Annotated in this window: 24 protein-coding genes and 1 tRNA gene; 15 read left to right on the forward strand and 10 right to left on the reverse strand. The window is 49.8% G+C overall.

Features of this window, described 5'->3' with window-relative positions:
• Window positions 1-50: 50 nt before the first annotated feature.
• The 3 genes from rpoD to rpsU all read right to left on the reverse strand — a co-directional run bounded on the left by rpoD (window position 51) and on the right by rpsU (window position 4,165).
• A complete protein-coding gene (gene rpoD, locus KKH3_RS01795; RefSeq protein WP_039355265.1) occupies window positions 51-1,886 on the reverse strand; it encodes an RNA polymerase sigma factor RpoD in 1,836 nt (611 codons plus the stop codon).
• Window positions 1,887-2,040: 154 nt separating this feature from the next.
• Window positions 2,041-3,795 carry a DNA primase gene (gene dnaG, locus KKH3_RS01800; protein ID WP_039355266.1) on the reverse strand — a complete coding sequence of 585 codons (1,755 nt, stop codon included), beginning with the start codon at window positions 3,793-3,795 and terminating at the stop codon, window positions 2,041-2,043.
• A gap of 154 nt (window positions 3,796-3,949) precedes the next feature.
• Entirely contained in the window at window positions 3,950-4,165 is a 216-nt protein-coding gene (gene rpsU, locus KKH3_RS01805; RefSeq protein WP_001144069.1) for a 30S ribosomal protein S21, read from the reverse strand.
• Window positions 4,166-4,392: 227 nt separating this feature from the next.
• Here rpsU and tsaD point away from each other — a divergent pair, with 227 nt between their 5' ends.
• A complete protein-coding gene (gene tsaD / locus KKH3_RS01810; RefSeq protein ID WP_039355267.1) occupies window positions 4,393-5,406 on the forward strand; it encodes a tRNA (adenosine(37)-N6)-threonylcarbamoyltransferase complex transferase subunit TsaD in 1,014 nt (337 codons plus the stop codon).
• Window positions 5,407-5,504: 98 nt separating this feature from the next.
• Here the strand turns inward: tsaD and argR are convergent, their stop codons facing one another.
• Window positions 5,505-5,975 carry a transcriptional regulator ArgR gene (gene argR, locus KKH3_RS01815; protein WP_039355268.1) on the reverse strand — a complete coding sequence of 157 codons (471 nt, stop codon included), beginning with the start codon at window positions 5,973-5,975 and terminating at the stop codon, window positions 5,505-5,507.
• 469 nt (window positions 5,976-6,444) lie between these two features.
• Here argR and mdh point away from each other — a divergent pair, with 469 nt between their 5' ends.
• Window positions 6,445-7,383: a malate dehydrogenase gene (mdh, locus tag KKH3_RS01820; protein ID WP_039355269.1), complete on the forward strand. Its 939-nt coding sequence runs from the start codon at window positions 6,445-6,447 to the stop codon at window positions 7,381-7,383.
• 69 nt (window positions 7,384-7,452) lie between these two features.
• Here mdh and KKH3_RS01825 read toward each other — a convergent pair whose 3' ends face one another.
• Window positions 7,453-7,716: a helix-turn-helix domain-containing protein gene (locus KKH3_RS01825; RefSeq protein WP_039303153.1), complete on the reverse strand. Its 264-nt coding sequence runs from the start codon at window positions 7,714-7,716 to the stop codon at window positions 7,453-7,455.
• A gap of 187 nt (window positions 7,717-7,903) precedes the next feature.
• Between KKH3_RS01825 and KKH3_RS01830 the strand changes: the two genes are divergently transcribed.
• Window positions 7,904-8,290, forward strand: coding sequence for a DNA-binding protein (locus KKH3_RS01830; RefSeq protein ID WP_039355270.1), 387 nt, complete (start codon window positions 7,904-7,906; stop codon window positions 8,288-8,290).
• 248 nt (window positions 8,291-8,538) lie between these two features.
• A complete protein-coding gene (locus KKH3_RS01835; protein WP_010283015.1) occupies window positions 8,539-8,913 on the forward strand; it encodes a DNA-binding protein in 375 nt (124 codons plus the stop codon).
• A 76-nt stretch (window positions 8,914-8,989) separates the two neighbouring features.
• On the opposite strand, the gene ispB is transcribed toward KKH3_RS01835, so the two are convergent.
• Entirely contained in the window at window positions 8,990-9,961 is a 972-nt protein-coding gene (gene ispB, locus KKH3_RS01840) for an octaprenyl diphosphate synthase (protein WP_039355271.1), read from the reverse strand.
• Window positions 9,962-10,217: 256 nt separating this feature from the next.
• Here ispB and rplU point away from each other — a divergent pair, with 256 nt between their 5' ends.
• From rplU to cgtA, 4 genes are all read left to right on the forward strand, one after another.
• Window positions 10,218-10,529, forward strand: coding sequence for a 50S ribosomal protein L21 (rplU, locus tag KKH3_RS01845; protein WP_010283026.1), 312 nt, complete (start codon window positions 10,218-10,220; stop codon window positions 10,527-10,529).
• Between the two features lie 19 nt (window positions 10,530-10,548).
• The gene (gene rpmA / locus KKH3_RS01850) at window positions 10,549-10,806 is read left to right on the forward strand and encodes a 50S ribosomal protein L27 (protein WP_005971498.1); all 258 of its coding nucleotides are present in this window, start codon (window positions 10,549-10,551) and stop codon (window positions 10,804-10,806) included.
• Window positions 10,807-10,895: 89 nt separating this feature from the next.
• A complete protein-coding gene (locus KKH3_RS01855) occupies window positions 10,896-11,858 on the forward strand; it encodes a DMT family transporter (RefSeq protein ID WP_039355272.1) in 963 nt (320 codons plus the stop codon).
• A gap of 259 nt (window positions 11,859-12,117) precedes the next feature.
• Window positions 12,118-13,290, forward strand: a complete 1,173-nt coding sequence (gene cgtA / locus KKH3_RS01860) for an Obg family GTPase CgtA (RefSeq protein WP_039355273.1) — start codon at window positions 12,118-12,120, stop codon at window positions 13,288-13,290.
• A gap of 67 nt (window positions 13,291-13,357) precedes the next feature.
• Here the strand turns inward: cgtA and dacB are convergent, their stop codons facing one another.
• Window positions 13,358-14,791: a serine-type D-Ala-D-Ala carboxypeptidase gene (gene dacB / locus KKH3_RS01865; RefSeq protein WP_039355274.1), complete on the reverse strand. Its 1,434-nt coding sequence runs from the start codon at window positions 14,789-14,791 to the stop codon at window positions 13,358-13,360.
• Between the two features lie 268 nt (window positions 14,792-15,059).
• On the opposite strand from dacB, the gene greA reads away from it, so the two are divergent.
• A complete protein-coding gene (gene greA, locus KKH3_RS01870) occupies window positions 15,060-15,536 on the forward strand; it encodes a transcription elongation factor GreA (protein ID WP_039355275.1) in 477 nt (158 codons plus the stop codon).
• 128 nt (window positions 15,537-15,664) lie between these two features.
• Here the strand turns inward: greA and yhbY are convergent, their stop codons facing one another.
• Window positions 15,665-15,958: a ribosome assembly RNA-binding protein YhbY gene (yhbY, locus tag KKH3_RS01875; RefSeq protein WP_010283039.1), complete on the reverse strand. Its 294-nt coding sequence runs from the start codon at window positions 15,956-15,958 to the stop codon at window positions 15,665-15,667.
• A 143-nt stretch (window positions 15,959-16,101) separates the two neighbouring features.
• Between yhbY and rlmE the strand changes: the two genes are divergently transcribed.
• From rlmE to KKH3_RS01905, 6 genes are all read left to right on the forward strand, one after another.
• Complete coding sequence (gene rlmE, locus KKH3_RS01880) at window positions 16,102-16,731, forward strand: 23S rRNA (uridine(2552)-2'-O)-methyltransferase RlmE (RefSeq protein WP_005971510.1); 630 nt, start codon at window positions 16,102-16,104, stop codon at window positions 16,729-16,731.
• 56 nt (window positions 16,732-16,787) lie between these two features.
• Window positions 16,788-18,728 carry an ATP-dependent zinc metalloprotease FtsH gene (ftsH, locus tag KKH3_RS01885; RefSeq protein WP_039355277.1) on the forward strand — a complete coding sequence of 647 codons (1,941 nt, stop codon included), beginning with the start codon at window positions 16,788-16,790 and terminating at the stop codon, window positions 18,726-18,728.
• Window positions 18,729-18,849: 121 nt separating this feature from the next.
• The gene (gene folP, locus KKH3_RS01890) at window positions 18,850-19,683 is read left to right on the forward strand and encodes a dihydropteroate synthase (protein ID WP_039355279.1); all 834 of its coding nucleotides are present in this window, start codon (window positions 18,850-18,852) and stop codon (window positions 19,681-19,683) included.
• A gap of 7 nt (window positions 19,684-19,690) precedes the next feature.
• The gene (gene glmM, locus KKH3_RS01895) at window positions 19,691-21,028 is read left to right on the forward strand and encodes a phosphoglucosamine mutase (RefSeq protein ID WP_039355281.1); all 1,338 of its coding nucleotides are present in this window, start codon (window positions 19,691-19,693) and stop codon (window positions 21,026-21,028) included.
• A 249-nt stretch (window positions 21,029-21,277) separates the two neighbouring features.
• On the forward strand, window positions 21,278-21,610 hold the full coding sequence (secG, locus tag KKH3_RS01900; RefSeq protein ID WP_010302573.1) for a preprotein translocase subunit SecG: 333 nt from the start codon (window positions 21,278-21,280) through the stop codon (window positions 21,608-21,610).
• 24 nt (window positions 21,611-21,634) lie between these two features.
• Window positions 21,635-21,721 (forward strand) — tRNA-Leu (locus KKH3_RS01905).
• A 62-nt stretch (window positions 21,722-21,783) separates the two neighbouring features.
• On the opposite strand, the gene KKH3_RS01910 is transcribed toward KKH3_RS01905, so the two are convergent.
• Complete coding sequence (locus KKH3_RS01910; protein ID WP_039355283.1) at window positions 21,784-22,800, reverse strand: NADP-dependent oxidoreductase; 1,017 nt, start codon at window positions 22,798-22,800, stop codon at window positions 21,784-21,786.
• A gap of 52 nt (window positions 22,801-22,852) precedes the next feature.
• Window positions 22,853-23,479: a hypothetical protein gene (locus tag KKH3_RS01915; RefSeq protein WP_039355285.1), complete on the reverse strand. Its 627-nt coding sequence runs from the start codon at window positions 23,477-23,479 to the stop codon at window positions 22,853-22,855.
• Window positions 23,480-23,515 lie beyond the last annotated feature (36 nt).

The raw sequence follows: 23,515 nt of genomic DNA on the forward strand, positions 1-23,515 counted from the left end.
AACCCCGGCGAACCGGGGTTATCTGTAGTCTGGCTTAGCTGAGGAATGAATTAATCATCCAGGAAGCTACGCAGCACTTCGGAACGGCTTGGGTGGCGCAGTTTACGCAGCGCTTTCGCTTCGATCTGACGAATACGTTCACGCGTAACGTCAAACTGTTTGCCCACTTCTTCCAGCGTATGGTCGGTGTTCATATCGATACCGAAACGCATGCGCAGGACTTTCGCTTCACGTGCGGTCAGGCCAGCCAATACGTCGTGTGTCGCAGAACGCAAGCTTTCCGACGTAGCGGAATCCAGCGGCAGCTCCAGCGTCGTATCTTCGATGAAATCGCCCAAATGTGAATCTTCATCATCACCAATCGGGGTTTCCATTGAAATCGGCTCTTTCGCGATTTTCAGCACTTTACGGATCTTGTCTTCCGGCATCAGCATACGTTCAGCCAGTTCTTCCGGCGTCGGCTCGCGACCCATTTCCTGCAACATCTGACGAGAGATACGGTTCAGTTTATTGATCGTCTCAATCATGTGTACCGGAATACGGATGGTACGCGCCTGATCGGCGATAGAACGGGTGATCGCCTGACGGATCCACCAGGTCGCATAGGTCGAGAATTTGTAACCACGGCGATATTCAAACTTATCTACCGCTTTCATCAGACCGATGTTGCCTTCCTGAATCAGGTCGAGGAACTGCAAACCACGGTTGGTGTATTTCTTCGCGATAGAAATAACCAGACGCAGGTTTGCTTCCACCATTTCTTTCTTGGCGCGACGCGCTTTCGCTTCACCAATCGACATACGGCGGTTGATGTCTTTAACCTGTTCGATAGTCAGACCCGTTTCTTCTTCGATCTGCTGTAGCTTTTGCAGGCTGCGGGTGACGTCTTCTTCAACATCATTCAGCTTTTCAGACCAAGGCTTGCCCATTGCGACTGCTGCGGCAAACCAGGTGCTGTTGGTTTCATTGCCAGTGAACATGGTGACGAAGTTTTTCTTCGGCATTTTGCACTGTTCAACGCACAATTTGATGATCAAACGTTCCTGAGTACGGACGCGATCCATCATGGAACGCATGCTGTTAACCAGGAAATCGAACTGTTTCGGCACCAGACGGAACTGTTTGAAGACTTCGGACAGGTTCAGGATTTCCTGTGCTGCCAGCGCATGGCTACGACCGTGGGCTTTGATAACCTGACGGGTCGTTTCGTATTGTTCACGCAATTCGGTGAACTTCTCACGCGCCAGTTCAGGATCGATGCTGTTGTCGTCTTCTTCTTCCTCGTCGTCTTCTTCCTCGTCGTCATCGTCCATTTCTTCGCTCGAAAGCTCGGAACCAACGTGAGTCGCGGTAGGCGCAATGTCCTCTTCCGCATTAGGATCGACGAAGCCGGTAATCAGGTCGGACAGGCGGCTTTCGCCCGCTTCGACACGATCATACTGTTCCAGCAGGTAAGTAATGGCTTCAGGATACTCTGCAACAGAGCACTGAACCTGATTGATACCGTCTTCAATACGTTTGGCGATATCGATCTCGCCTTCACGCGTCAACAGCTCAACGGTACCCATTTCACGCATGTACATGCGAACCGGATCGGTGGTGCGACCAATCTCCGATTCAACACTGGATAGAACCTGCGCAGCAGCCTCTGCCGCATCTTCATCGGCATCATTGGTGTTTTCGGCCAGCAACAGATCGTCTGCATCCGGTGCTTCTTCCATCACCTGGATGCCCATGTCGTTAATCATCTGGATGATATCTTCGATCTGATCCGAGTCGATGATATCTTCCGGCAGATGGTCATTGACCTCAGCATAGGTCAGGTAGCCTTGCTCCTTACCACGGGTGACAAGCAGCTTCAGCTGTGACTGCGGGTTTTGCTCCATAAGACGGTATCCACACTTCAGAGTATTTGGGTTGGTGTCGGTCAGCGTAGTTCGCTAACAATAGCATTAGGGGTATTTTTCTTATCGCCGCGGCCCCTGTAGCGGCTCTTTGCAGGGCTCAACCCTGCTATTTATCGGCAATTAAGCCTCTGTATCAGTGTTTTCTGGTCAACGCCAGTTGCAACGACCAAAGCTCTTTTTTTTCTTTGGCGTTGAGCCCATGCGTTCTGTCACGGGCAATCAATGTTTCTTGTCGCTGTTTCAACAGCTGATCGTAGAGCTCTGCCAGACTGATTCTGAACTTCTCGTCGAGCTCTTCTTCTACGATCATATGGTTCCATGAAGCCATCGTTTCAAGCTGTTTGCGGTACTTGCTGTCGCGATATTTTTCCAACAGCAGACCCATGTTCATCCCAGGGCTGACATTGCAGGTTTTCACCAAGTCCTGAAACAGCGATAAACCAGCCACTTTGTCTTCTTCAATACCTTCCAGCGCGAGGTCAGGCACCTCTGCCGCCAGTCTTGGATTTTGTACTAAAAGCCCTATAAGTATACGCATAGTTGTGACTTTTAGTTGCGGCGGCTGGTAGGATTGAGCCTGCTCAGCCACTTTTGGGAGCAGTCTGTCCAACTGGCTGTCGTCCAAAATGCCTAGCTTGTTGCCGAGCTGCTGGCGCAAATACAGCCGCAGCGTTTCTCCCGGAACCTGGCCTATTAGCGGCAGCACCAGCGTGCTGAGCTTGGTACGGCCATCGGGTGAACTCATGTCCACCTGTTGTTGCAGTGTCTCAAACAGAAACTGCGACAGCGGCAGGGCTTGTTCCATGCGCTGTTCAAAGGCGACTTTGCCTTCTTTACGTACCAGCGTGTCGGGATCTTCACCGTCCGGCAGGAACATAAAGCGTAGCTGACGACCATCGTTCAAATAGGGTAGCGCAGTTTCCAGCGCGCGCCATGCCGCTTCGCGTCCGGCACGGTCTCCGTCGTAACAACACACCACCAGATCGGTGGCGCGAAATAGTAACTGAATGTGATCGGCGGTCGTGGACGTACCTAGCGATGCCACCGCATAATCAATACCAAACTGCGCCAGCGCCACCACATCCATATAGCCTTCGACAACCAAGAGTCGCTTTAGCTCAGCGTGGTTTTGCTGTGCTTCATACAGGCCGTACAGCTGGCGACCTTTATGAAAAATTTCTGTTTCCGGCGAGTTAAGGTACTTTGGGGTACCGTCACCTAATACACGTCCGCCAAAGGCAATCACTCGCCCCCGCTTGTCGCGGATGGGGAACATCACACGCTCGCGGAAGCGGTCATATGTTCGACCCTGATCGTTAGTCACCAGCATGCCAGCATCGTTCAATGTACTGCGGTCATCATTATTGCGGCCAAAGCGCTTTAAAACGTTATCCCAGCCGGGTGGGGCGAAGCCAATTGCAAAATGGCTGATCACTTCTGCGCTTAAACCGCGCTGTTGCAGGTACTGCAACGCTGGTGTACCCACTGATTGACTTAGGGCTTGTTGATAGAACCCGCTGAGCTGTCCCATCAATTCGTACAGACTTTGCCGTTGATGACGCTCTAACTGGGTTGGGCCTGTGCCGGTTTCATAAGGCACTTCGAGGCCGTATTGGGTGGCCAGTTCTTCAATCGTTTCAACGAATTCGAGACGATCGTAATTCATCAAAAAGTCTATGGCGTTGCCGTGTGCGCCACAGCCAAAACAGTGATAGAACTGTTTGTCACCGTTTACGGTGAATGAAGGGGTTTTCTCGTGATGGAACGGGCAGCACGCATGGTAGTTTTTGCCCTGCTTTTTCAGTTTGACGCGCGCGTCAATGAGATCGACGATGTCGGTGCGAGCCAGCAGGTCATTAATAAATACGCGTGGGATTCGTCCAGCCATAAGCCCCTGGTATATACCCTTCTGTAAGGTGGTTACATTGGATATAGCTTATAAACGACAACAAGCCGCGCTTCCTTTCGGAAAGCACGGCCTTACGTATGCAACTGCTAAGTCTGCGGATTAATCACGCGTTGGAGGGAAACCCTCCTGAAAATTAATACAGACGAGTGCGGCGTGCGTTTTCTCGAGCCAATTTCTTCGCGTGACGTTTCACTGCAGAAGCTTTAGCGCGCTTACGTTCAGTCGTTGGTTTTTCATAAAACTCACGACGACGAACTTCAGCCAGAACGCCCGCTTTTTCACAGGAACGTTTGAAGCGACGCAGAGCTACGTCGAACGGCTCGTTTTCACGTACTTTAATTACCGGCATGTGCCTCTCACCTCAATAAATTCGGTTTGCCGCTGGCCTTGTGCCAGCCTTTTCAAAATGGTGCGGAATTCTACTGCAAACGTGACGCCTTTGTAAAGCATTGCGGTGATCATAAAACACCCAACCGCGGCCAGCGCAGAAATCAGGTCGGTTATGGTAGACTATCCGCAGTTTGAAGCAAGCGGCATTTAACGAATGCTTGTATCGTCATCAAAGTAGGAACAGCAATGCGCGTATTGGGTATCGAAACATCCTGTGATGAAACCGGCGTGGCCATTTATGACACAGAGACCGGTTTGCTCGCCAATCAGTTATACAGCCAGGTCAAATTACATGCTGATTACGGCGGTGTCGTGCCTGAACTCGCCTCACGCGATCACGTGCGTAAAACGGTTCCGTTGATTCAGGCGGCGTTGCGCGAAGCTGGGTTACAGGCTGACGATATCGATGGCGTGGCTTACACCGCTGGCCCTGGTTTGGTTGGCGCGCTATTGGTGGGGGCGACTGTCGGCAGGTCGTTGGCATTTGCATGGGGAGTACCAGCGATTCCTGTTCATCATATGGAAGGGCACTTGCTGGCACCGATGCTGGAAGATAATCCGCCAGCATTTCCTTTTGTGGCGCTGCTGGTTTCTGGTGGTCATACGCAGCTCATCAGCGTGACGGGCATTGGCGAGTATCGTTTGCTGGGCGAGTCCATTGATGACGCGGCGGGTGAAGCATTTGATAAAACGGCGAAATTACTGGGATTAGATTATCCAGGTGGTCCAATGTTGTCGAAAATGGCGCAGGCGGGGGATTCCCAGCGCTTTACGTTTCCGCGCCCGATGACCGATCGCCCGGGGCTGGATTTCAGTTTCTCTGGGCTAAAAACGTTTGCTGCTAATACGATTCGTAGCAACGGTGATGACGATCAAACGCGTGCCGATATCGCTCGTGCGTTTGAAGATGCCGTTGTGGATACGCTGGCGATAAAATGTCGTCGTGCGTTGGATGAGACTGGCTTTAAGCGACTGGTCATGGCTGGTGGGGTGAGTGCAAACCGAACGTTGCGCCAGCGCTTAGGTGAAGTGATGGTTAAACGCGGTGGTGAAGTGTTTTATGCACGCCCCGAATTCTGCACAGATAATGGCGCGATGATTGCCTATGCGGGCAGTGTACGTTTGGTTCATGGTGCGAGCCAGACGCTGGGCGTATCCGTTCGGCCACGTTGGCCGTTGGCTGAATTGCCTGCTGTGTGAGACTTCAAAAGCAATAGTCGCTACGTGTAGCTCGTTCACACGTAGCGAAGAAAATCGAGTAAACAACGAGTAACAAAAAACGGCAGCAGACGAGCGAATTACAGCTCTTGTTCGAATAGCACCAGAATAGCTTCGTAAAGTTGTTTGACGCTGAAGCCTCTTGCCGGGGTGGTAAAGATGGTGTCATCACCCGCGATGGTGCCGAGAATACCTTCTGATTTCCCAAGTGAGTCCAGCAGGCGTGCAATGAGCTGCGCGGCGCCAGGGCTGGTATGAATCACGATAACCGCGTCGTTGTAGTCCACGTCTAGCACAAGGTTCTTCAGCGGACTGGACGTAGTCGGGACGCCAAGCTCGGCTGGGAGACAATACACCATCTCCATTTTTGCATTGCGCGTGCGTACGGCACCAAACTTCGTTAGCATGCGTGACACTTTGGATTGATTGATGTTTTCAAATCCTTCGTCTTGCAGTGCCTGAACAATTTCACTTTGAGAGCTGAACTTCTCTTCCTTTAACAGCGCTTTGAACGCTTTAACGAGGTCTTCTTGTTTTGTCGGATTTCGCATTCTGCACCGGATTAATTGTTATGGTTAATCTTCCCATTATGCAGTTGTGTGAATTTTTATGCAATTAAATCGCGTATAATTCCAATCCATTTCACCAGATATGCGTTAGTCGCTGTTTTCCAAAAAAATCGACTCTCAAGTAGTCCGAAAAATGCGTCCTGCGTCACATAAAAGTAAATCAAATGTTATCAGAATGATGTTGTTTGGACGCCGTTGATCGGTGTAATGTAGCCCATAGGTTAATCACACGTGAATGAACACCGCGTTATAGCTCAATAGCTTATTAACTTTACTTACCTTTCAAACGAATGGTTGTTTTTGATTTATTATTAGAGACATAGCGTATTTTTTGTCTCTCATGTCATTTGTAGAAAGATAAGTAGGTTACTCTTATCCCCATTTTTATATTCTGTTGATAACCAAATGAATTCACGGCACTTTTTTATTTTATGATAATAAGGAGTTTAGGATGAAAGTTGCAGTTCTCGGAGCAGCAGGTGGTATCGGTCAGGCACTCGCACTCCTCCTCAAAACCCAGCTTCCTTCAGGTTCAGAACTATCCCTTTACGATATTGCTCCGGTCACACCGGGCGTTGCCGTCGATCTGAGCCATATTCCTACAGCAGTGAAGATCAAAGGCTATAGCGGTGAAGATGCTAAACCGGCGCTTGTTGGTGCTGATATCGTGCTGATCTCTGCGGGGGTGGCACGTAAACCTGGTATGGATCGTTCCGATCTGTTCAACGTCAATGCTGGCATTGTGCGTAATCTGGTTGAGCAAATTGCGGTGACTTGCCCGAAAGCCTGTATCGGTATCATTACCAACCCAGTGAACACAACCGTTGCCATTGCAGCCGAAGTGCTGAAAAAAGCCGGCGTGTACGACAAAAACAAACTGTTTGGCGTAACAACGCTGGATATCATCCGTTCCAACATGTTTGTTGCTGAGCTGAAAGGCAAACAGCCGCAGGATATTAATGTGCCGGTTATCGGCGGACACTCTGGCGTGACGATTCTGCCGCTGCTGTCTCAGGTTCCTGGTATCAGCTTCAGCGAGCAGGAAGTGGCCGATCTGACCAAGCGTATCCAGAATGCCGGTACTGAGGTTGTTGAAGCCAAAGCTGGTGGCGGATCGGCAACGCTGTCTATGGGTCAGGCTGCGGCACGCTTTGGCCTGTCTCTGGTTCGTGCGCTGCAAGGCGAAAGCGGTGTGGTGGAATGTGCATACGTTGAAAGTGATGGCAAACATGCTCGCTTCTTCGCTCAGCCGATTCTGTTAGGCAAAGACGGCGTCGCCGAGCGTAAAGAGATCGGCACATTAAGCGCTTTTGAGCAAAACGCGCTTAACAGCATGCTGGATACGTTGAAGCAGGATATTGAGTTAGGCGAGACGTTCATCAAGAATTAATCATTGAGATTCTTGTGATACGTGACGTTGAATGAAAAGCCGGAGATGTCGATCTCCGGCTTTTCTTTTTTAATCAGGACGGATGAGTTTTTTTCTGTCGATAAGCTCATTGGTTTCTGGATTGTAATACCGGCTGGGCCAAATCTCTGAAGGATGAATATTCAGCGCATCGGCAATAAGCCATTCCCCTTTGGGCCAAGGGCGTGAGAGCGCATTAGCTAATGTAGATGAGCTTAATCCGGCCGCTCGCGATACTGCCGCCAGCGTCGTGTTTTTCTTGCGCAGTGCAGCAATGATATCAGCGGGATGCCAGTCTTGTTTCCTTAAAATCATAATCCTTCCCTTATTTGCTATAAGACGACTGTCGATTAGTGGTATAAATAACGGATGTTAGTTATATGCCGAACTAACATGACATTATTATTTGGAAATAATATAGCATTAAATTTCTTTAAAATTCTCAATTAATTTCCAAATAAGCGCGTTTTTGTTAGGGATGGCACGATCAGGATGAAAGGTAATGAAAAAAGAGTGGTTTGCTACCAGCGAATTGGTTGGAGTCGGCGGCCTTCCGAAATCAAGACAAGGATTAAATAAGCGCGCCCGCGAGGATGGATGGGAGAAGCGTCGCCGTAAAGGTGTCCAGGGAAGAGGAGTGGAGTACTCAATTCATAGTTTGCCGGATACGGTAAAGAAATCCCTATTACTCGAAATCGAGCCTTCCGCCTACTCGGCGAAACAGCCTGCGGCACTGGCCGTATGGATGCAGATTTATCAGCAACTATCTGAAAAAGAAAGAGATGAACTAATCGCTTATATTCTGCGAGTCGGGGTATCTACCACACTGAGCCAGTTAGGTATTACGCCGTCGGATGAGGAACCTATTTCCTCCATGGTCATTGACTGATTCGCTACTGCGATCTTTTCGAACGTTAATCGTCAGTGACGAAAAGGAACCTATATTTTCTGTCGCTTGTCGCGCTTTTTCTGGCCGCGCTGTTTGGGCATCGCGCTAGATTTCATCATTTCTTCTATTACTTAGGTGTGTCGGTAACACGTAAAAGTTAGCGGTTTAGGTAATTATAGTCTATTATATGGAAACTTTTGGGCGAGTTGACGTAATGCCTGTTCAAAACAAACAAGGGAGTGACGAGTATGGACAAAGAATGGTTTGCAACAAGTGAGCTGGTTGGCGTAGGTGGATTGCCTAAGTCGCCGCAGGGGTTGAATAAACGTGCGCGAGACGACGGTTGGGAAAAGCGCAGGCGGAAAGGGGTTCAAGGGCGCGGTGTCGAATATTCTATTCGCAGTTTACCGAACGAGGTCAGGAACTCTCTACTCGTAAAAGAGAATCCGCCAACCGAATATTATCGTATCGATAATGAGCCGACGCTGCTGTCATCGTGGGTGCATATTTTCCATCAACTTTCCGTTGATGAAAGAACCCGGCTGATTAATTTCATCTTACGTGAAGGGACAATCGCGATGCTGTCCCGGTTGGATGATGTCACAATCGATCAGACTGCCTAAGTCTGGCGAACGAGTAGCGCTGCAAGGCAGCGCTACTTATGAATCAACGATCTTTCTGATAAGAACCGCACACGCGTCAGAAGTCTCGTTGCACGGCTAAGTGGGCAAGGCCTTCTAGCGCAGCACGGTATGGCGTTTCAGGTAACTGTTGTAGTGCACTGATCGCTTTATCTGCCTCTTCTTCGGCACGCTGACGCGTGTAGTTAAGCGAACCGCATTGCTGCATAGCGTTAAGTACGGGTTCCAGCAGATGACGCCCGTTTCCTTCTTCAATCGCTTTGCGAATCAGCGAGCTTTGTTCTGCATTTCCATGACGCATTGCGTGCAGTAACGGCAGTGTTGGCTTGCCTTCATTGAGATCATCGCCCGTATTTTTACCCAGCGTTTTGCCGTCCGCGCTGTAGTCGAGTAGATCGTCAATTAACTGGAATGCGGTACCCAGGTAGCGGCCATAGTCCTGAAGCGCTTTTTCTTGCTCTGGCGTCGCGTTGGCAAGAATGGATGAAGATTGCGCTGCGGCTTCAAATAAACGCGCTGTTTTGCTGTAAATGACGCGCATGTAGCTTTCTTCAGTGATATCCGGGTCGTTGCAGTTCATTAGCTGCAAGACTTCGCCTTCAGCAATCACGTTTACCGCTTCTGACATCAGCGCCAGTACGCGTAACGATTCGAGGCTGGTCATCATCTGGAAGGCGCGTGTATAGATAAAATCCCCAACCAACACGCTCGCGGCGTTGCCAAAGGCGGCATTGGCTGTCGCTTTACCCCGGCGCATGTCGGATTCGTCTACCACATCATCATGCAGTAGTGTTGCGGTATGGATAAATTCGATCAGTGCTGCGACAGTGACATGTTTATCACCGTTATAGTCGAGGGCTCTGGCTGCCAGTACAGCAATCATCGGGCGTATACGTTTTCCACCACCGCTGATGATGTAATGTCCAAGCTGGTTTATCAAAACGACGTCGGAATTCAGCTGTTCAAGAATGACGTTATTAACAGCCGCCATATCCTGCGCAGTTAATGTTGTAATTTGTTCTAGATTCATGGTTTGTGCCAACGTATCTCTTCAACACTGCCGTAAGATTGCGGTTGCATATCGGCAAGACGGAACTTATTGCGCCGATTGTACTTGAAAAATGAGAGAGATAAACGGCAGTTGATACGTTGTATTCTTTTTCTTCACATCCGTTGATTATGCACTTGTCATCCTCAGTATTTTTGCGTAGAATTCGCGCCCTATTATGAATATTTATAGCGCGCTCTGAAACCTATTAACGGGTGCGCGGAAAGCGGAGTTTTATATGTACGCAGTTTTCCAAAGTGGTGGTAAACAACACCGAGTAAGCGAAGGTCAAACCGTTCGCTTGGAAAAGCTGGACATCGCAACTGGTGAAGCCGTTGAGTTTGACCAAGTTCTGATGGTTGCCAATGGTGAAGAAATCAAAATCGGCGTTCCTTTCGTCGATGGCGGTAAAATCAAAGCTGAAGTTGTTGCTCATGGTCGTGGCGAAAAGGTGAAGATCGTTAAGTTCCGTCGCCGTAAACACTACCGTAAGCAAGCGGGCCACCGTCAGTGGTTCACTGACGTGAAAATTACCGGCATCAGCGCTTAAGATTAGGAGAGCGGATTAAATGGCACACAAGAAAGCTGGCGGTTCAACCCGTAACGGTCGTGACTCTAACGCACAACGTCTGGGCGTAAAACGTTTTGGCGGCGAAAGTGTACTGGCTGGTAACATCATCGTTCGTCAACGTGGTACTAAATTCCACGCGGGAACTAACGTTGGTTGCGGTAAAGACCATACTCTGTTTGCTTTGACTGATGGTAAAGTTCAGTTTGAAGTTAAAGGCCCGAAAAACCGTAAATTTATCAGCATCGTTGCTGAATAATTTTCCGCGTTAGGTCTTACGGATTTAAGCCCCGCAATTCTTTGCGGGGCTTTTTACATTCTGATTCTGAGTAAACCATCTGGATAAGTATGAATACTAAACAACAGACGGGTATCGGTCTTTGTCTGGCGCTTACTACAGCGGTTTGCTGGGGGGCGTTACCGATAGCCATGAAACAGGTTCTGGTGGTGATGGAACCTTATACAATTGTTTGGTATCGCTTTTTTATTGCTTCGATTGGACTCGGCATCATTCTGTCATCCCGTAAGAAGTTGCCGCCAATGCGGGTTTTCCGGCATCGGCGTTGGTGGGTTCTGCTGTTGATTGCGACGGCTGGACTACTGGGTAACTTTGTTTTTTTTAGCTCGTCGCTGCAATATCTGAGCCCGACGGCGTCTCAGGTTATCGGGCAGCTTTCCCCTGTAGGCATGATGTTCGCCAGCGTACTGATCCTAAAGGAAAAGATGCGCGGTACGCAGGTTATTGGCGCGATCATGCTGATCTGTGGTCTGATCCTGTTCTTTAATACCAGCTTGATTGAGATTTTTACCCGACTGACGGACTACACGTTGGGCGTACTGCTGGGTGTTTGTGCCTCGGCGGTGTGGGTATCCTATGGTGTAGCGCAGAAAGTTCTATTGAGACGTCTGACATCGCCGCAGATTCTGTTTTTGTTATATGTACTGTGCGTCGTTTTTATCACGCCTTTTGCCAAGCTTGAGGTAATTTTCCAACTGAGCAACTGGCAGCTGATTTGTCTGCTATTTTGCGGTGCAAATACGTTGATTGGTTATGGTGCGCTGGCGGAGGCAATGGCTCGCTGGCAGGCGTCGCAGGTTAGTGCGGTTATTACGCTGACGCCACTGTTTACGCTGCTGTTTTCCGATCTGCTGGCGTTAGGGTGGCCGACTTTCTTTGCTGCGCCAGTACTGAATTGGGTTGGCTATGTCGGTGCGTTTGTGGTTGTTGCAGGCGCCATGTTTTCTGCTATTGGACATCGCCTATTACCCAGTAAGAAAGAGCCTGTGCTGCCATTGGTAGTGAAAAAGTAGCTTAAGAGAAAGCGCATTGCAGTGCTCACTACCCTCTTTTGACAGCCTGTATGTGTTGTTTATTTTTAATACAGATGAAATTATTGGAGCAGGCAGGTACAATCCGCTCCTTTGCTGGAATGCGTTCTGGTGCGTCAGTTTTTTAATGGTGAGTAGAAACACGCTACATGCCTTAAAATCAAAAAGTTACGCCAAGAAGAACCAATAACAAGCCTAAAACACGTAGATATTCTCTATTGGTTTTTTGCGGAGAGAATCAATGAAGTTTGTAGATGAAGCCACAATTCTCGTTGTGGCAGGCGATGGCGGTAACGGTTGTGTCAGCTTTCGCCGTGAAAAATATATTCCCAACGGCGGTCCGGACGGTGGTGACGGCGGCGATGGCGGTGACGTTTATCTGCTGGCAGACGAAAACCTGAACACGCTGATTGACTATCGTTTTGAGAAATCCTTCCGCGCTGAGCGTGGACAAAACGGGCAAAGTCGTGACTGTACGGGTAAACGCGGCAAAGATATTACGATTAAAGTCCCTGTTGGTACCCGTGTTCTGGACCAGGGAACTGGCGAAGTGCTAGGTGATATGACGCGTCATCAGCAGAGTCTGATGGTGGCGAAAGGCGGCTGGCATGGTTTAGGTAACACGCGTTTTAAATCGTCCGTCAACCGTGCTCCTCGTCAGAAGACCAGCGGCACGAAAGGCGAAGAGCGTGAGCTGACGCTGGAACTGCTGTTGCTGGCTGACGTAGGCATGCTTGGTCTGCCTAACGCGGGTAAATCGACATTTATCCGCGCGGTATCGGCAGCGAAGCCGAAAGTGGCTGATTATCCATTTACTACGCTGGTGCCGAGTCTTGGTGTTGTCCGTATGGATAGCGAACAGAGCTTCGTTGTGGCGGATATCCCTGGTTTGATTGAAGGGGCATCCGAAGGCGCTGGATTGGGAATTCGCTTTCTGAAACATCTTGAACGCTGTCGTGTTCTGCTGCATCTGGTTGATTTAGCACCGATTGATGAGTCAGATCCGATTGAAAATGCCAAGATCATTATCAATGAGTTAGAGCAGTATGGCGCGGGTTTGGCAGACAAACCGCGTTGGTTGGTTTTCAACAAGGTTGATTTGATCGATAAGGCTGAAGCGGAAAAACGTGCCAAAGATATTGCGGCTGCGCTTGGCTGGGATGATAAATACTATCTGATTTCTGCAGCGAGCCGTGAAGGCGTCACGCCACTTTGCTGGGACGTTATGGGCTTCCTGAAAGCCAATCCGAAAGTGACGGCAATTGCCGAAAGCGCACCGGAGAAAGTGGAGTTCATGTGGGATGATTACCATCGCGAACAGCTGGCTGAAATAGAAAAAGAAGCCGAAGAAGAGTGGGATGATGACTGGGACGATGAAGATGATGAAGGTGTTGAAATCATCTATCAAAAGTAATCCGTTCTCCTGTTAGTCAGAGCTCGCCAACGCGGCCTTACCCTCAAAGTAAGGCCGCGTTGTTGTTTTAGTTGCTCTGATAAATATCTTTGTAGAGACGGCTTTCAAATCTCACCAGAGGAACGCGGCGTGCGCGCTGGTCTTCTGGTGGCACGGCATAGCCGGACAGGAACTGGACGAATGCCATACGCTGGCCGCTCGCGGTAGTAATGAAGCCTGCCAGATTGTATACGCCCTGCAATGCCCCGGTTTTAGCCGAAACCTTACCATCAACGCCTGCTTCATGCAGGCCGCCACGATAACGCAGTGTGCCGTCATAGCCGGAAAGCGGAAGCATTGTGATGTAATTCAGTTCATTATCGTGCTGTGCGATGTACTGCAAGACCTGCATCATCGTTTCCGGTGAAATCAGGTTGTGTCGTGACAAGCCTGAACCATCTACAACAATGCTGTTTCCTAAATCTACACCCGCCTTCTGACGCAGTATTTGCCGCACAGCATCGGCGCCAGCACGCCATGTACCCGGCACACTAAAACGCTCATGCCCAATGGTACGAAAGACCGTATCGGCAATCATATTGTCTGATTTTTTCAGCATGATAGTGAGGAGGTCGTGCATGGGAGGCGATTGTGTCTGAGCCAGCACACTCCCCGCTGCTCCTGGCTGCGTCTGGCGACGAAGGCTGCCCTTGATGCGAATATCTGCCTGCTGTAGCTCATCTTTAACGATAGCGCCCGCATAGCTGGCTCCATCCTGAATCGCGAATGCCAGCGGAAGCGGCTCTGTGCGCTGGGTCAGACAGCCAGTAAGCGTAAAGCGATTCAATTCTCCAGGAACCACATCCAGCTCGCAGTATTGGGCATCGGCGGAGCCTTTCGCCAGCGTGCGAACCTCGCTGAACATTTGCACCGGATAATAGGAAGCGACGCGGATAAACGCATTATCACCCGCTTTAGGCGCACTGTAGAGGGAGACGGAGAAACAGTTTCGATCGACAATCGCGGCACCTGGCGGGGCGCTGAAGCACTGTGTCATGTCGTTCCAGGGCCAGCCCGGCGCTTTATCGTGGCTGGCGAACACGGAGGTGTCGATCAGCACATCCCCTGCGATTTCCTGTATCCCGCGCTTTCTTAATTCCTGCACCATATTCCGTATTTGCTGGCGCTTAAGCGTAGGATCGCCGCTAAACCGTACGATGAGGTTACCGTTGAGAATACCGCTAGTGATAGGCCCGTGGCTTTCCATCGTGGTGATGAATCGATAATCTGGACCCAATTGCAGTAATGCAGCTAATGCGGTTATCACCTTTTGTGTACTGGCCGGAAGCGCCATTTGCTGGCTATTGAAGGCCATACTGGGTGTTGTTGCGCCAACTTTTTGTACCAATAGCGCCAGATTGGCTCCGTCTGGTAAATATTGGCGATGATCCTCAACTGAAGCTGCATTGGTATGCAGAACAAAAGCGCAGGCAAGTCCGGTAACAATCGATGAAAAACGCATAATCTCAGCTAATAACGGGGTAACGTGTGGTCATACTACGGTGCAACAAGGCCTAAAGTAAACGATGACCCTCATTGAACTCTGGGGTAAAATACGTATCAAAATGCAAAACCGCTACCAGCCTGGAAATTTTATTCCGGGGCTGGTTGCTTTTGCTTTATGTCCAGTGAGGACTGGCACGTTGCAGAGACTCCGTCGCCTTTGATTTTTAGCGCGTCAGGATGACGATTATTTGAGTCTTACGGACTTTTTTAGAGGTATAGACAATATGAAACAATTTCCGATGACCTTGCGTGGTGCTGAAAAATTGCGCGAAGAGCTTGACCACCTGAAATCTGTGCGTCGACCTGAAATTATTGCGGCGATTGCCGAAGCGCGTGAGCACGGCGATCTGAAAGAAAATGCAGAATATCATGCCGCACGCGAGCAGCAGGGCTTCTGTGAAGGCCGTATCCAAGATATCGAAGCAAAGCTGTCTAACGCACAGGTTATCGATGTCACGAAGATGACGGCGAACGGACGGGTTATTTTTGGTTCGACGGTAACGGTCATGAACCTGGATAACGAAGAAGAACAAACTTATCGAATCGTTGGCGATGACGAAGCCGATTTTAAGCAGAATCTGATCTCGGTAAATTCCCCGATCGCGCGTGGTCTGATCGGTAAAGAGCAAGATGACGTTGTGGTCATCCGTACGCCGGGCGGCGACGTGGAATATGAGATCCTGAAAGTCGAATATCTGTAAATTTTGCTGAGTTGTTGATTAAAACAGCAAAAATTGTAAAGAAAAGAAAAAGGCCGCTTGCGGCCTTTTCTCTAACAGAGAGGCATGGCACCTTTCCGTTAAAACCGAGTATCCTGAAATAAAAAGTGTTATCGTGGTAACACAATTTTACGTTCTTTCGCAGGACGGTAGAGCACCAGCGTATGGCCGATGACCTGAACGTTAGCGGCACCCGTTTCACGAACAATCGCTTCAACAATCAAGGCTTTGGTTTCGCGATCTTCTGTCGCTACTTTTATCTTGATCAATTCGTGATGCGCCAATGCTTGTTCGATCTCAGCCAGAACACCTTCGGTGAGACCGTTATTGCCTAGCATGACAACCGGTTTTAGCGGATGTGCCAAGCCTTTTAGGTGTTGTTTTTGTTTATTACTTAGGTTCATTGTCTTTTTTACTTAGGTTGGGATTGAAAACGGTTCATTCTACCGCCATCTCATGATTATAACCAATTTGACTGTTCTGATTGGTAATATGTGAGAAGTTTCTCCCCACCACGAGCGTGTTACTGAGAATAGTTGGAAAATCGATGGCGAATAAAAAGCGTTCTGCAAGCTCCAGTCGCTGGTTGCAGGAACACTTTAGCGATAAATATGTGCAGCAAGCCCAGAAAAAAGGGCTGCGCTCCCGTGCTTGGTTTAAACTTGACGAAATACAGCAAGGCGACAAACTGTTTAAACCCGGTATGACCGTTGTGGATTTAGGCGCTGCGCCGGGCGGTTGGTCACAGTATGTGGTCACGCAAATTGGTGGAAATGGTCGAATTATCGCGTGTGATATTTTACCGATGGATCCGATTGTCGGCGTCGATTTCCTGCAAGGGGACTTTCGTGATGAATTAGTCCTCAAGGCCTTGCTCGAAAGGGTTGGCGATAGCAAAGTTCAGGTGGTGATGTCTGACATGGCCCCTAACATGAGTGGTACACCAGCCGTTGATATTCCGAAGTCGATGTATCTGGTTGAATTAGCACTTGGTATGTGTCGGGATGTATTAGCGCCAGGCGGAAGTTTCCTGGTGAAAGTGTTTCAGGGAGAAGGTTTTGATGAATACCTGCGGGAAATTCGCTCCCTGTTTACGAAAGTGAAAATTCGTAAACCAGACGCCTCACGTGCCCGGTCTCGTGAAGTGTATATTGTAGCGACAGGGCGGAAACTGTAGTACCCTAACGCTGTTTTTTAACACAGTTGTAATATGAGGTTAATCCCTTGAGTGACATGGCGAAAAACCTAATTCTCTGGTTAGTCATCGCAGTGGTGCTGATGTCTGTTTTCCAGAGCTTTGGGCCCAGCGAGTCGAATGGCCGTAGGGTGGATTATTCAACCTTCTTGACTGAAGTGAATCAGGATCAGGTCCGTGAAGCACGTATTAACGGGCGTGAGATCAGTGTTATCAAAAAAGACAGCAACAGATACACGACTTACATTCCTGTCAATGACCCCAAGCTACTGGATAACCTGCTAACGAAGAACGTGAAAGTCGTTGGTGAGCCACCGGAAGAGCCGAGCTTACTGGCTTCTATCTTTATTTCCTGGTTCCCGATGCTGTTACTGATTGGCGTCTGGATCTTCTTCATGCGTCAAATGCAAGGCGGTGGCGGTAAAGGTGCCATGTCCTTCGGCAAGAGCAAAGCGCGTATGCTGACTGAAGATCAGATTAAGACGACGTTTGCTGATGTAGCCGGTTGTGACGAAGCGAAGGAAGAGGTTAGCGAACTGGTCGAGTACCTGCGCGAACCTAGCCGTTTCCAGAAACTGGGCGGTAAAATCCCGAAAGGCATTCTGATGGTCGGCCCGCCGGGAACCGGTAAAACGCTGCTGGCAAAAGCGATTGCCGGCGAAGCGAAAGTGCCTTTCTTTACGATTTCCGGTTCTGACTTCGTTGAAATGTTTGTGGGTGTCGGTGCTTCTCGTGTCCGTGACATGTTCGAACAGGCGAAGAAAGCCGCGCCTTGTATCATCTTCATCGATGAAATCGACGCCGTTGGCCGTCAGCGTGGCGCAGGTTTGGGCGGTGGTCATGATGAACGTGAACAAACGCTGAACCAAATGCTGGTTGAGATGGACGGCTTTGAAGGCAACGAGGGTATCATTGTCATTGCGGCAACTAACCGCCCTGATGTTCTTGACCCAGCACTGCTGCGTCCAGGCCGTTTTGACCGTCAGGTTGTCGTTGGCCTGCCAGATGTTCGCGGTCGTGAACAGATTCTGAAAGTTCACATGCGTCGCGTACCGCTGTCTCCAGATATCGATGCGTCAGTGATTGCGCGTGGCACACCAGGCTTCTCTGGTGCGGATTTGGCTAACCTGGTTAACGAAGCTGCATTGTTCTCCGCGCGTGGCAACAAACGCGTTGTATCGATGGTTGAGTTCGAGAAAGCGAAAGACAAAATCATGATGGGGGCCGAGCGCCGTTCCATGGTTATGACTGAAAAGCAGAAAGAATCGACGGCGTATCATGAAGCAGGGCACGCGATCATCGGTCGTCTGGTGCCAGAGCACGACCCGGTCCATAAAGTGACGATCATTCCGCGTGGCCGTGCACTGGGTGTGACGTTCTTCCTGCCTGAAGGCGATGCGATCAGCGCCAGCCGTCAGAAGCTGGAAAGCCAGATCTCTACGCTGTACGGTGGTCGACTGGCTGAAGAAATCATTTACGGCGTGGAGCATGTTTCTACTGGTGCGTCCAATGACATCAAAGTGGCAACGTCGATTGCGCGTAACATGGTAACGCAGTGGGGCTTCTCTGAAAAACTGGGTCCATTGCTTTATGCGGAAGAAGAAGGCGAAGTTTTCCTCGGTCGCTCCGTGGCAAAAGCGAAGCACATGTCGGATGAAACCGCGCGTATTATCGATCAGGAAGTAAAATCTCTGGTTGAACGTAACTACGTGCGTGCTCGCGAACTGCTGATGGCAAACATGGATATCCTTCATTCAATGAAAGATGCGTTGATGAAGTATGAAACCATTGATGCGCCGCAGATCGACGACCTGATGGGGCGTAAGAAAGAGGTTCGTCCACCAGCAGGTTGGGAAGAGTCCCGCTCTGACAACGATTCTGGTAACGGTGGCGGTACACCTAAAGCCCCTACACCAGTAGATGAGCCACAGACGCCTAACCCCGGTAACACGATGTCTGAGCAAGTGGACGATAAGTAATTCGCCCGCGATCGACATCTGTAACTTATGAAACCCCAGCTCAGGCTGGGGTTTTTTACTGGGAATGTTCTTCGAATCACATTTCACGCTAACTACATACACCAGAATGCGGAGGTAAATCATGCAACTGGTTGCCAGAGACTCAACGCTGGATCTTTCCTGCCCACACATTATGGGCATTCTTAACGTCACGCCTGACTCTTTTTCCGATGGCGGCAAACACAACAAGCTCGATACTGCATTACTGCACGTTCAGGAGATGATTACCGCTGGTGCGACCCTGATCGATATTGGCGGTGAATCAACACGCCCCGGAGCCGCTGACGTGAGCACGGAAGAAGAGCTGAGCCGTGTGGTACCCGTGGTGGAAGCCATTGCTAAACGCTTTGACGTATGGATCTCAGTCGATACCTCAAAGCCGGAAGTGATGACGGCGTCGGCGCAGGCGGGGGCGCACCTGATTAATGATATTCGCGCTTTGCAAGAGCCGGGGGCTCTGGAGGCTGCGGCGGCAACAGGTTTGCCTGTGTGTCTGATGCACATGCAGGGTATGCCGAGAACCATGCAGCACAAGCCCCATTATGACGATCTGATGCAGGACATTGGCGATTTCCTGCAACAGCAGATTGAACGCTGTGTGAACGCCAATATTCCGAAAAATAAGCTATTGCTGGATCCCGGGTTCGGATTCGGTAAGAATCTTGCCCATAATTATACGCTTCTGGCTCGCCTGAGTGAGTTACATCGTTTTGAACTGCCTCTTCTGGTTGGCATGTCGAGGAAATCCATGATTGGGCAGATCCTCAATGTACCGCCTGCACAGCGTGTTTATGGTAGCGTCGCTTGCGCGGTGATCGCCGCGATGCAGGGAGCACAGATTATTCGCGTTCACGATGTTAAAGAAACGGCCGATGCCATGCGCATTGTTGAAGCTACCCTTTCTGCGAAGGAATAAAAACGAGATGAGTAACCGCAAATATTTTGGTACCGATGGCGTACGCGGCAAGGTTGGCGATACGCCGATTACACCTGATTTTGTGCTTAAACTGGGTTGGGCCGCCGGGAAAGTTCTCGCGCGACATGGTTCTCGTAAGATTATTATCGGCAAAGATACCCGTATTTCTGGCTACATGCTGGAGTCTGCGCTGGAAGCTGGGCTGGCTGCTGCGGGGTTGTCGGCTTCTTTTACCGGCCCGATGCCAACGCCTGCGGTTGCTTATCTTACCCGTACGTTCCGTGCTGAAGCAGGCATCGTTATTTCGGCTTCTCATAACCCGTATTACGACAACGGTATTAAATTTTTCTCAATTGACGGCACCAAGCTGCCGGATGATGTAGAAGAAGCGATCGAAGCTGAGCTGGAAAAACCGCTGACGTGTGTTGAGTCAGCTGAATTAGGTAAAGCCAGCCGCATTGTTGATGCTGCCGGACGCTACATCGAATTTTGCAAAGGGACATTCCCGAGCGAACTGAGCCTGAATGGCTTAAAGATTGTCGTCGATTGCGCCAATGGTGCTACCTATCATATCGCCCCCAGCGTATTGCGCGAACTTGGTGCTAAAGTCATCACGATTGGCTGTGAGCCGGATGGGATGAACATCAATGAAGAGTGTGGCGCGACGGACGTCAGACAGCTACAGGCGCGTGTACTGGCTGAAAAAGCGGACGTTGGGCTAGCGTTTGACGGCGATGGCGATCGGCTCATCATGGTCGACCATCTAGGCAACAAAGTCGATGGCGATCAGATTCTATATATCATCGCCCGTGAAGGTTTACGTCAAGGGCAACTGCGCGGTGGCGCGGTGGGCACGCTGATGAGTAACATGGGGCTTGAGGTTGCGTTAAAGCAACTGGGTATCCCGTTTGCTCGTGCCAAAGTGGGTGACCGCTATGTATTAGAAACGATGCAGGCAAAAGGGTGGCGCATCGGGGCAGAAAACTCCGGTCATGTGATCCTACTGGATAAAACCACGACAGGCGACGGTGTGATTGCTGGTTTGCAAGTCCTTACCGCGATAGTGAAAAACCATATGAGCCTGCATGATTTATGCAGCGGTATGAAGCTGTTTCCACAGATTCTGGTTAACGTGCGGTTTACGGGCGAACACGATCCGCTGGAAGATAAAAACGTGCAGCAGATTACGCAGGATGTGGAAAAAGAATTGGCTGGACGCGGGCGGGTATTGCTACGTAAATCCGGCACTGAGCCACTCATCCGTGTCATGGTTGAGGGTGAACACGAAGAGACGGTCATCGCGTTGGCGAATCGTATTGCTGATGCGGTGAAAGCCGTCGGCTGAGGGCTTTTTTGATTCGCCAATCAGGTAGATAAGGCTTTCTATAGCTATCTTGTGTCGAAAGCCGCTGTTTTTTTCTGCAATCAACCTGCGGCGACTAAATTACCCTTGCGTACGCTACATCCTTTGGTTAGTATTCAGACCCGCTTGATAAGGGATGTTCTACATCCTGCTTAGCGGAATGACACGCGGTTTACCGCCAGAATATAGCATCTCCATGAATCATGGGGAAAACGGTTAACGGGTACGACTATGTACGAAGCTCTATTAGTAATTTTCCTGTTAGTATCGATCGGGCTTGTTGCCTTGATCATGCTTCAGCAGGGTAAAGGTGCTGATATGGGAGCGTCGTTCGGAGCAGGTGCTTCTGCCACTTTGTTCGGTTCGAGCGGCTCTGGTAATTTCATGACCCGCATGACGGCGATACTGGCGACCCTGTTCTTCATCATCAGTCTGATTCTGGGCAACTTAAGTTCGCTGCAGAAAAAAGGCGGTGCATGGGATAACCTGAGCCAGCCAGAAAAAGCTGAGCAGACGACAACGCCTGCTGCGCCTTCAACACCGGCGAGTGACATTCCGAAGTAAGCGTTTTAAAGCAGTAATTGTGATGCCGTGGTGGTGGAATTGGTAGACACGCTACCTTGAGGTGGTAGTGCCCGATTGGGCTTACGGGTTCAAGTCCCGTCCTCGGTACCAACATAAAAAATAGACGTCAATGGACGTCTATTTTTTTGTCTTTAATTTACTCTCTCAGCGCCTTACAGGCGTACCAACTGCTTGCCAAAGTGTTTGCTGTCTAATAGGTCGATAAAGGCTTGGGGCGCATTCTCTATTCCCTCAACAATGTTCTCTCGATATTTTAATCGTTCTTTCTCAACGGCATCCAACAGCCAGATGTTTGCTTCCGCATAGTCTTTGAACCATTCTGTCACAAGAAAAAAGCGGCTTAGCGGGGCATCGGGTAGCGAAGAGAAAAATGCTACCGTGCTGGATGCGTCAACGTCAGGATCCTGATTGTATTGTGCCGCACTGCCACAGACGGGGACTCTTGCGCCTTCGTTAAGCAGTTTGGCAACGAAAAGTGAAACTCTGCCGCCAACGTTTTCAAAATAGATATCAATTCCGTTAGGGCAGGCAGCCCGCAAGGCGTGATTTAAGTCATCTTCTTTATAATTAATGCAGGCGTCGAAGCCTAATGTCTCAACGACATAGCGACATTTCTCTTCGCTTCCAGCCAGACCGACAACCCGGCATCCAGCTTGTTTACCTAACTGACCGACGACGGAACCTACGCCCCCTGATGCGGCGGAGACCACCAGCGTTTCTCCCGCTTTAGGTTTGGCAATTTTGTTCATGCCAAAATAAGCGGAACGTCCCGGTGTACCCACCACGCCGAGAAAAATAGAGGGGGATAGGGTCGTTGACGGCAGGCGATGTGTAATAAAATCTTGAGGTGTACCGACATAGTATTTCTGCCAGCCTGAAAAGGTGAACACACAATCTCCAACCTTAAAGTGTGGGTTCTTCGTTGCCACGACGTAGCCTACCGTTTCGCCTTGAATCACTTCTCCCTGTTTGATTGGGCTCACATAGGCTGTGTTCTTGTTAAGCCGTGGGCGTGTATAAAGATCAATAGATAGCCATTTGTTTTCAACCAGATATTCGCCGGGCTGTAGTGCATTGATATGGCGTTCTTCGAGCCTGAAATCCTCTAACTGTGCGGGGCCATCAGGATGACGATTCAATACAATCAGCTTGTTTTCTAACGGATTCATAATATTCCCTATATTTATCATTCATGATGTTATGCACTACCTGTCGCGCTGATCAGGCAGCGTTATCGTGTGCGAGTGAGGACCAGCGATGCTTTGGCCATCGGAAACTGAAGATCACCAGCAGTAGCGTAAGCGGCCATCCGCTGATGAGGACAATCGTATCCATCGGTAGCCCAGGCTGGCGGGAAAGGAGGTAGATAATGATGGCTTTCACCAGATAAACCAGAATCCAGACCAGTGATACCTCGTTCCAGACTCGGACGTACTGCGGTGTGCCATAAACGGGGAGCGTCTTAAGCGCTGGCGTAGCTTGTTCCGCCAATGTTTGTATGACTGGACGCCCCTTGAGGCTGTAAAGGGTAAAAATAATCACGGTTGATATTGCGCCGCTGATCGACAAAAAGACGCTCTCCTGATGCATATCAAACAGGATGACGCCTTCCAGATAAAGGTAGTGGCTAAGCCCCGACACAAGGATGAGAGCAATGATTGGCAGATAGCCTTGCCAACGGCTGATGAGTTGCAGTACACCGGAATAGATCGCGGTTATTAACAGCGCGACGCCCGCCCCCCATTGTAAAAATGCGATGTTGTAAATAATGACCGGTATGATGATGGTCAGAAGCGCATCGCGCGATACCAGATATCGCCAAACGGTTAACGACGGGGGATGGCCCATGTTCTCTCCTCACTTACGTCATAAAATCGCCGTTCT

It is taken from the genome of Pectobacterium actinidiae (genome assembly GCF_000803315.1).
Taxonomy (GTDB): domain Bacteria; phylum Pseudomonadota; class Gammaproteobacteria; order Enterobacterales; family Enterobacteriaceae; genus Pectobacterium; species Pectobacterium actinidiae.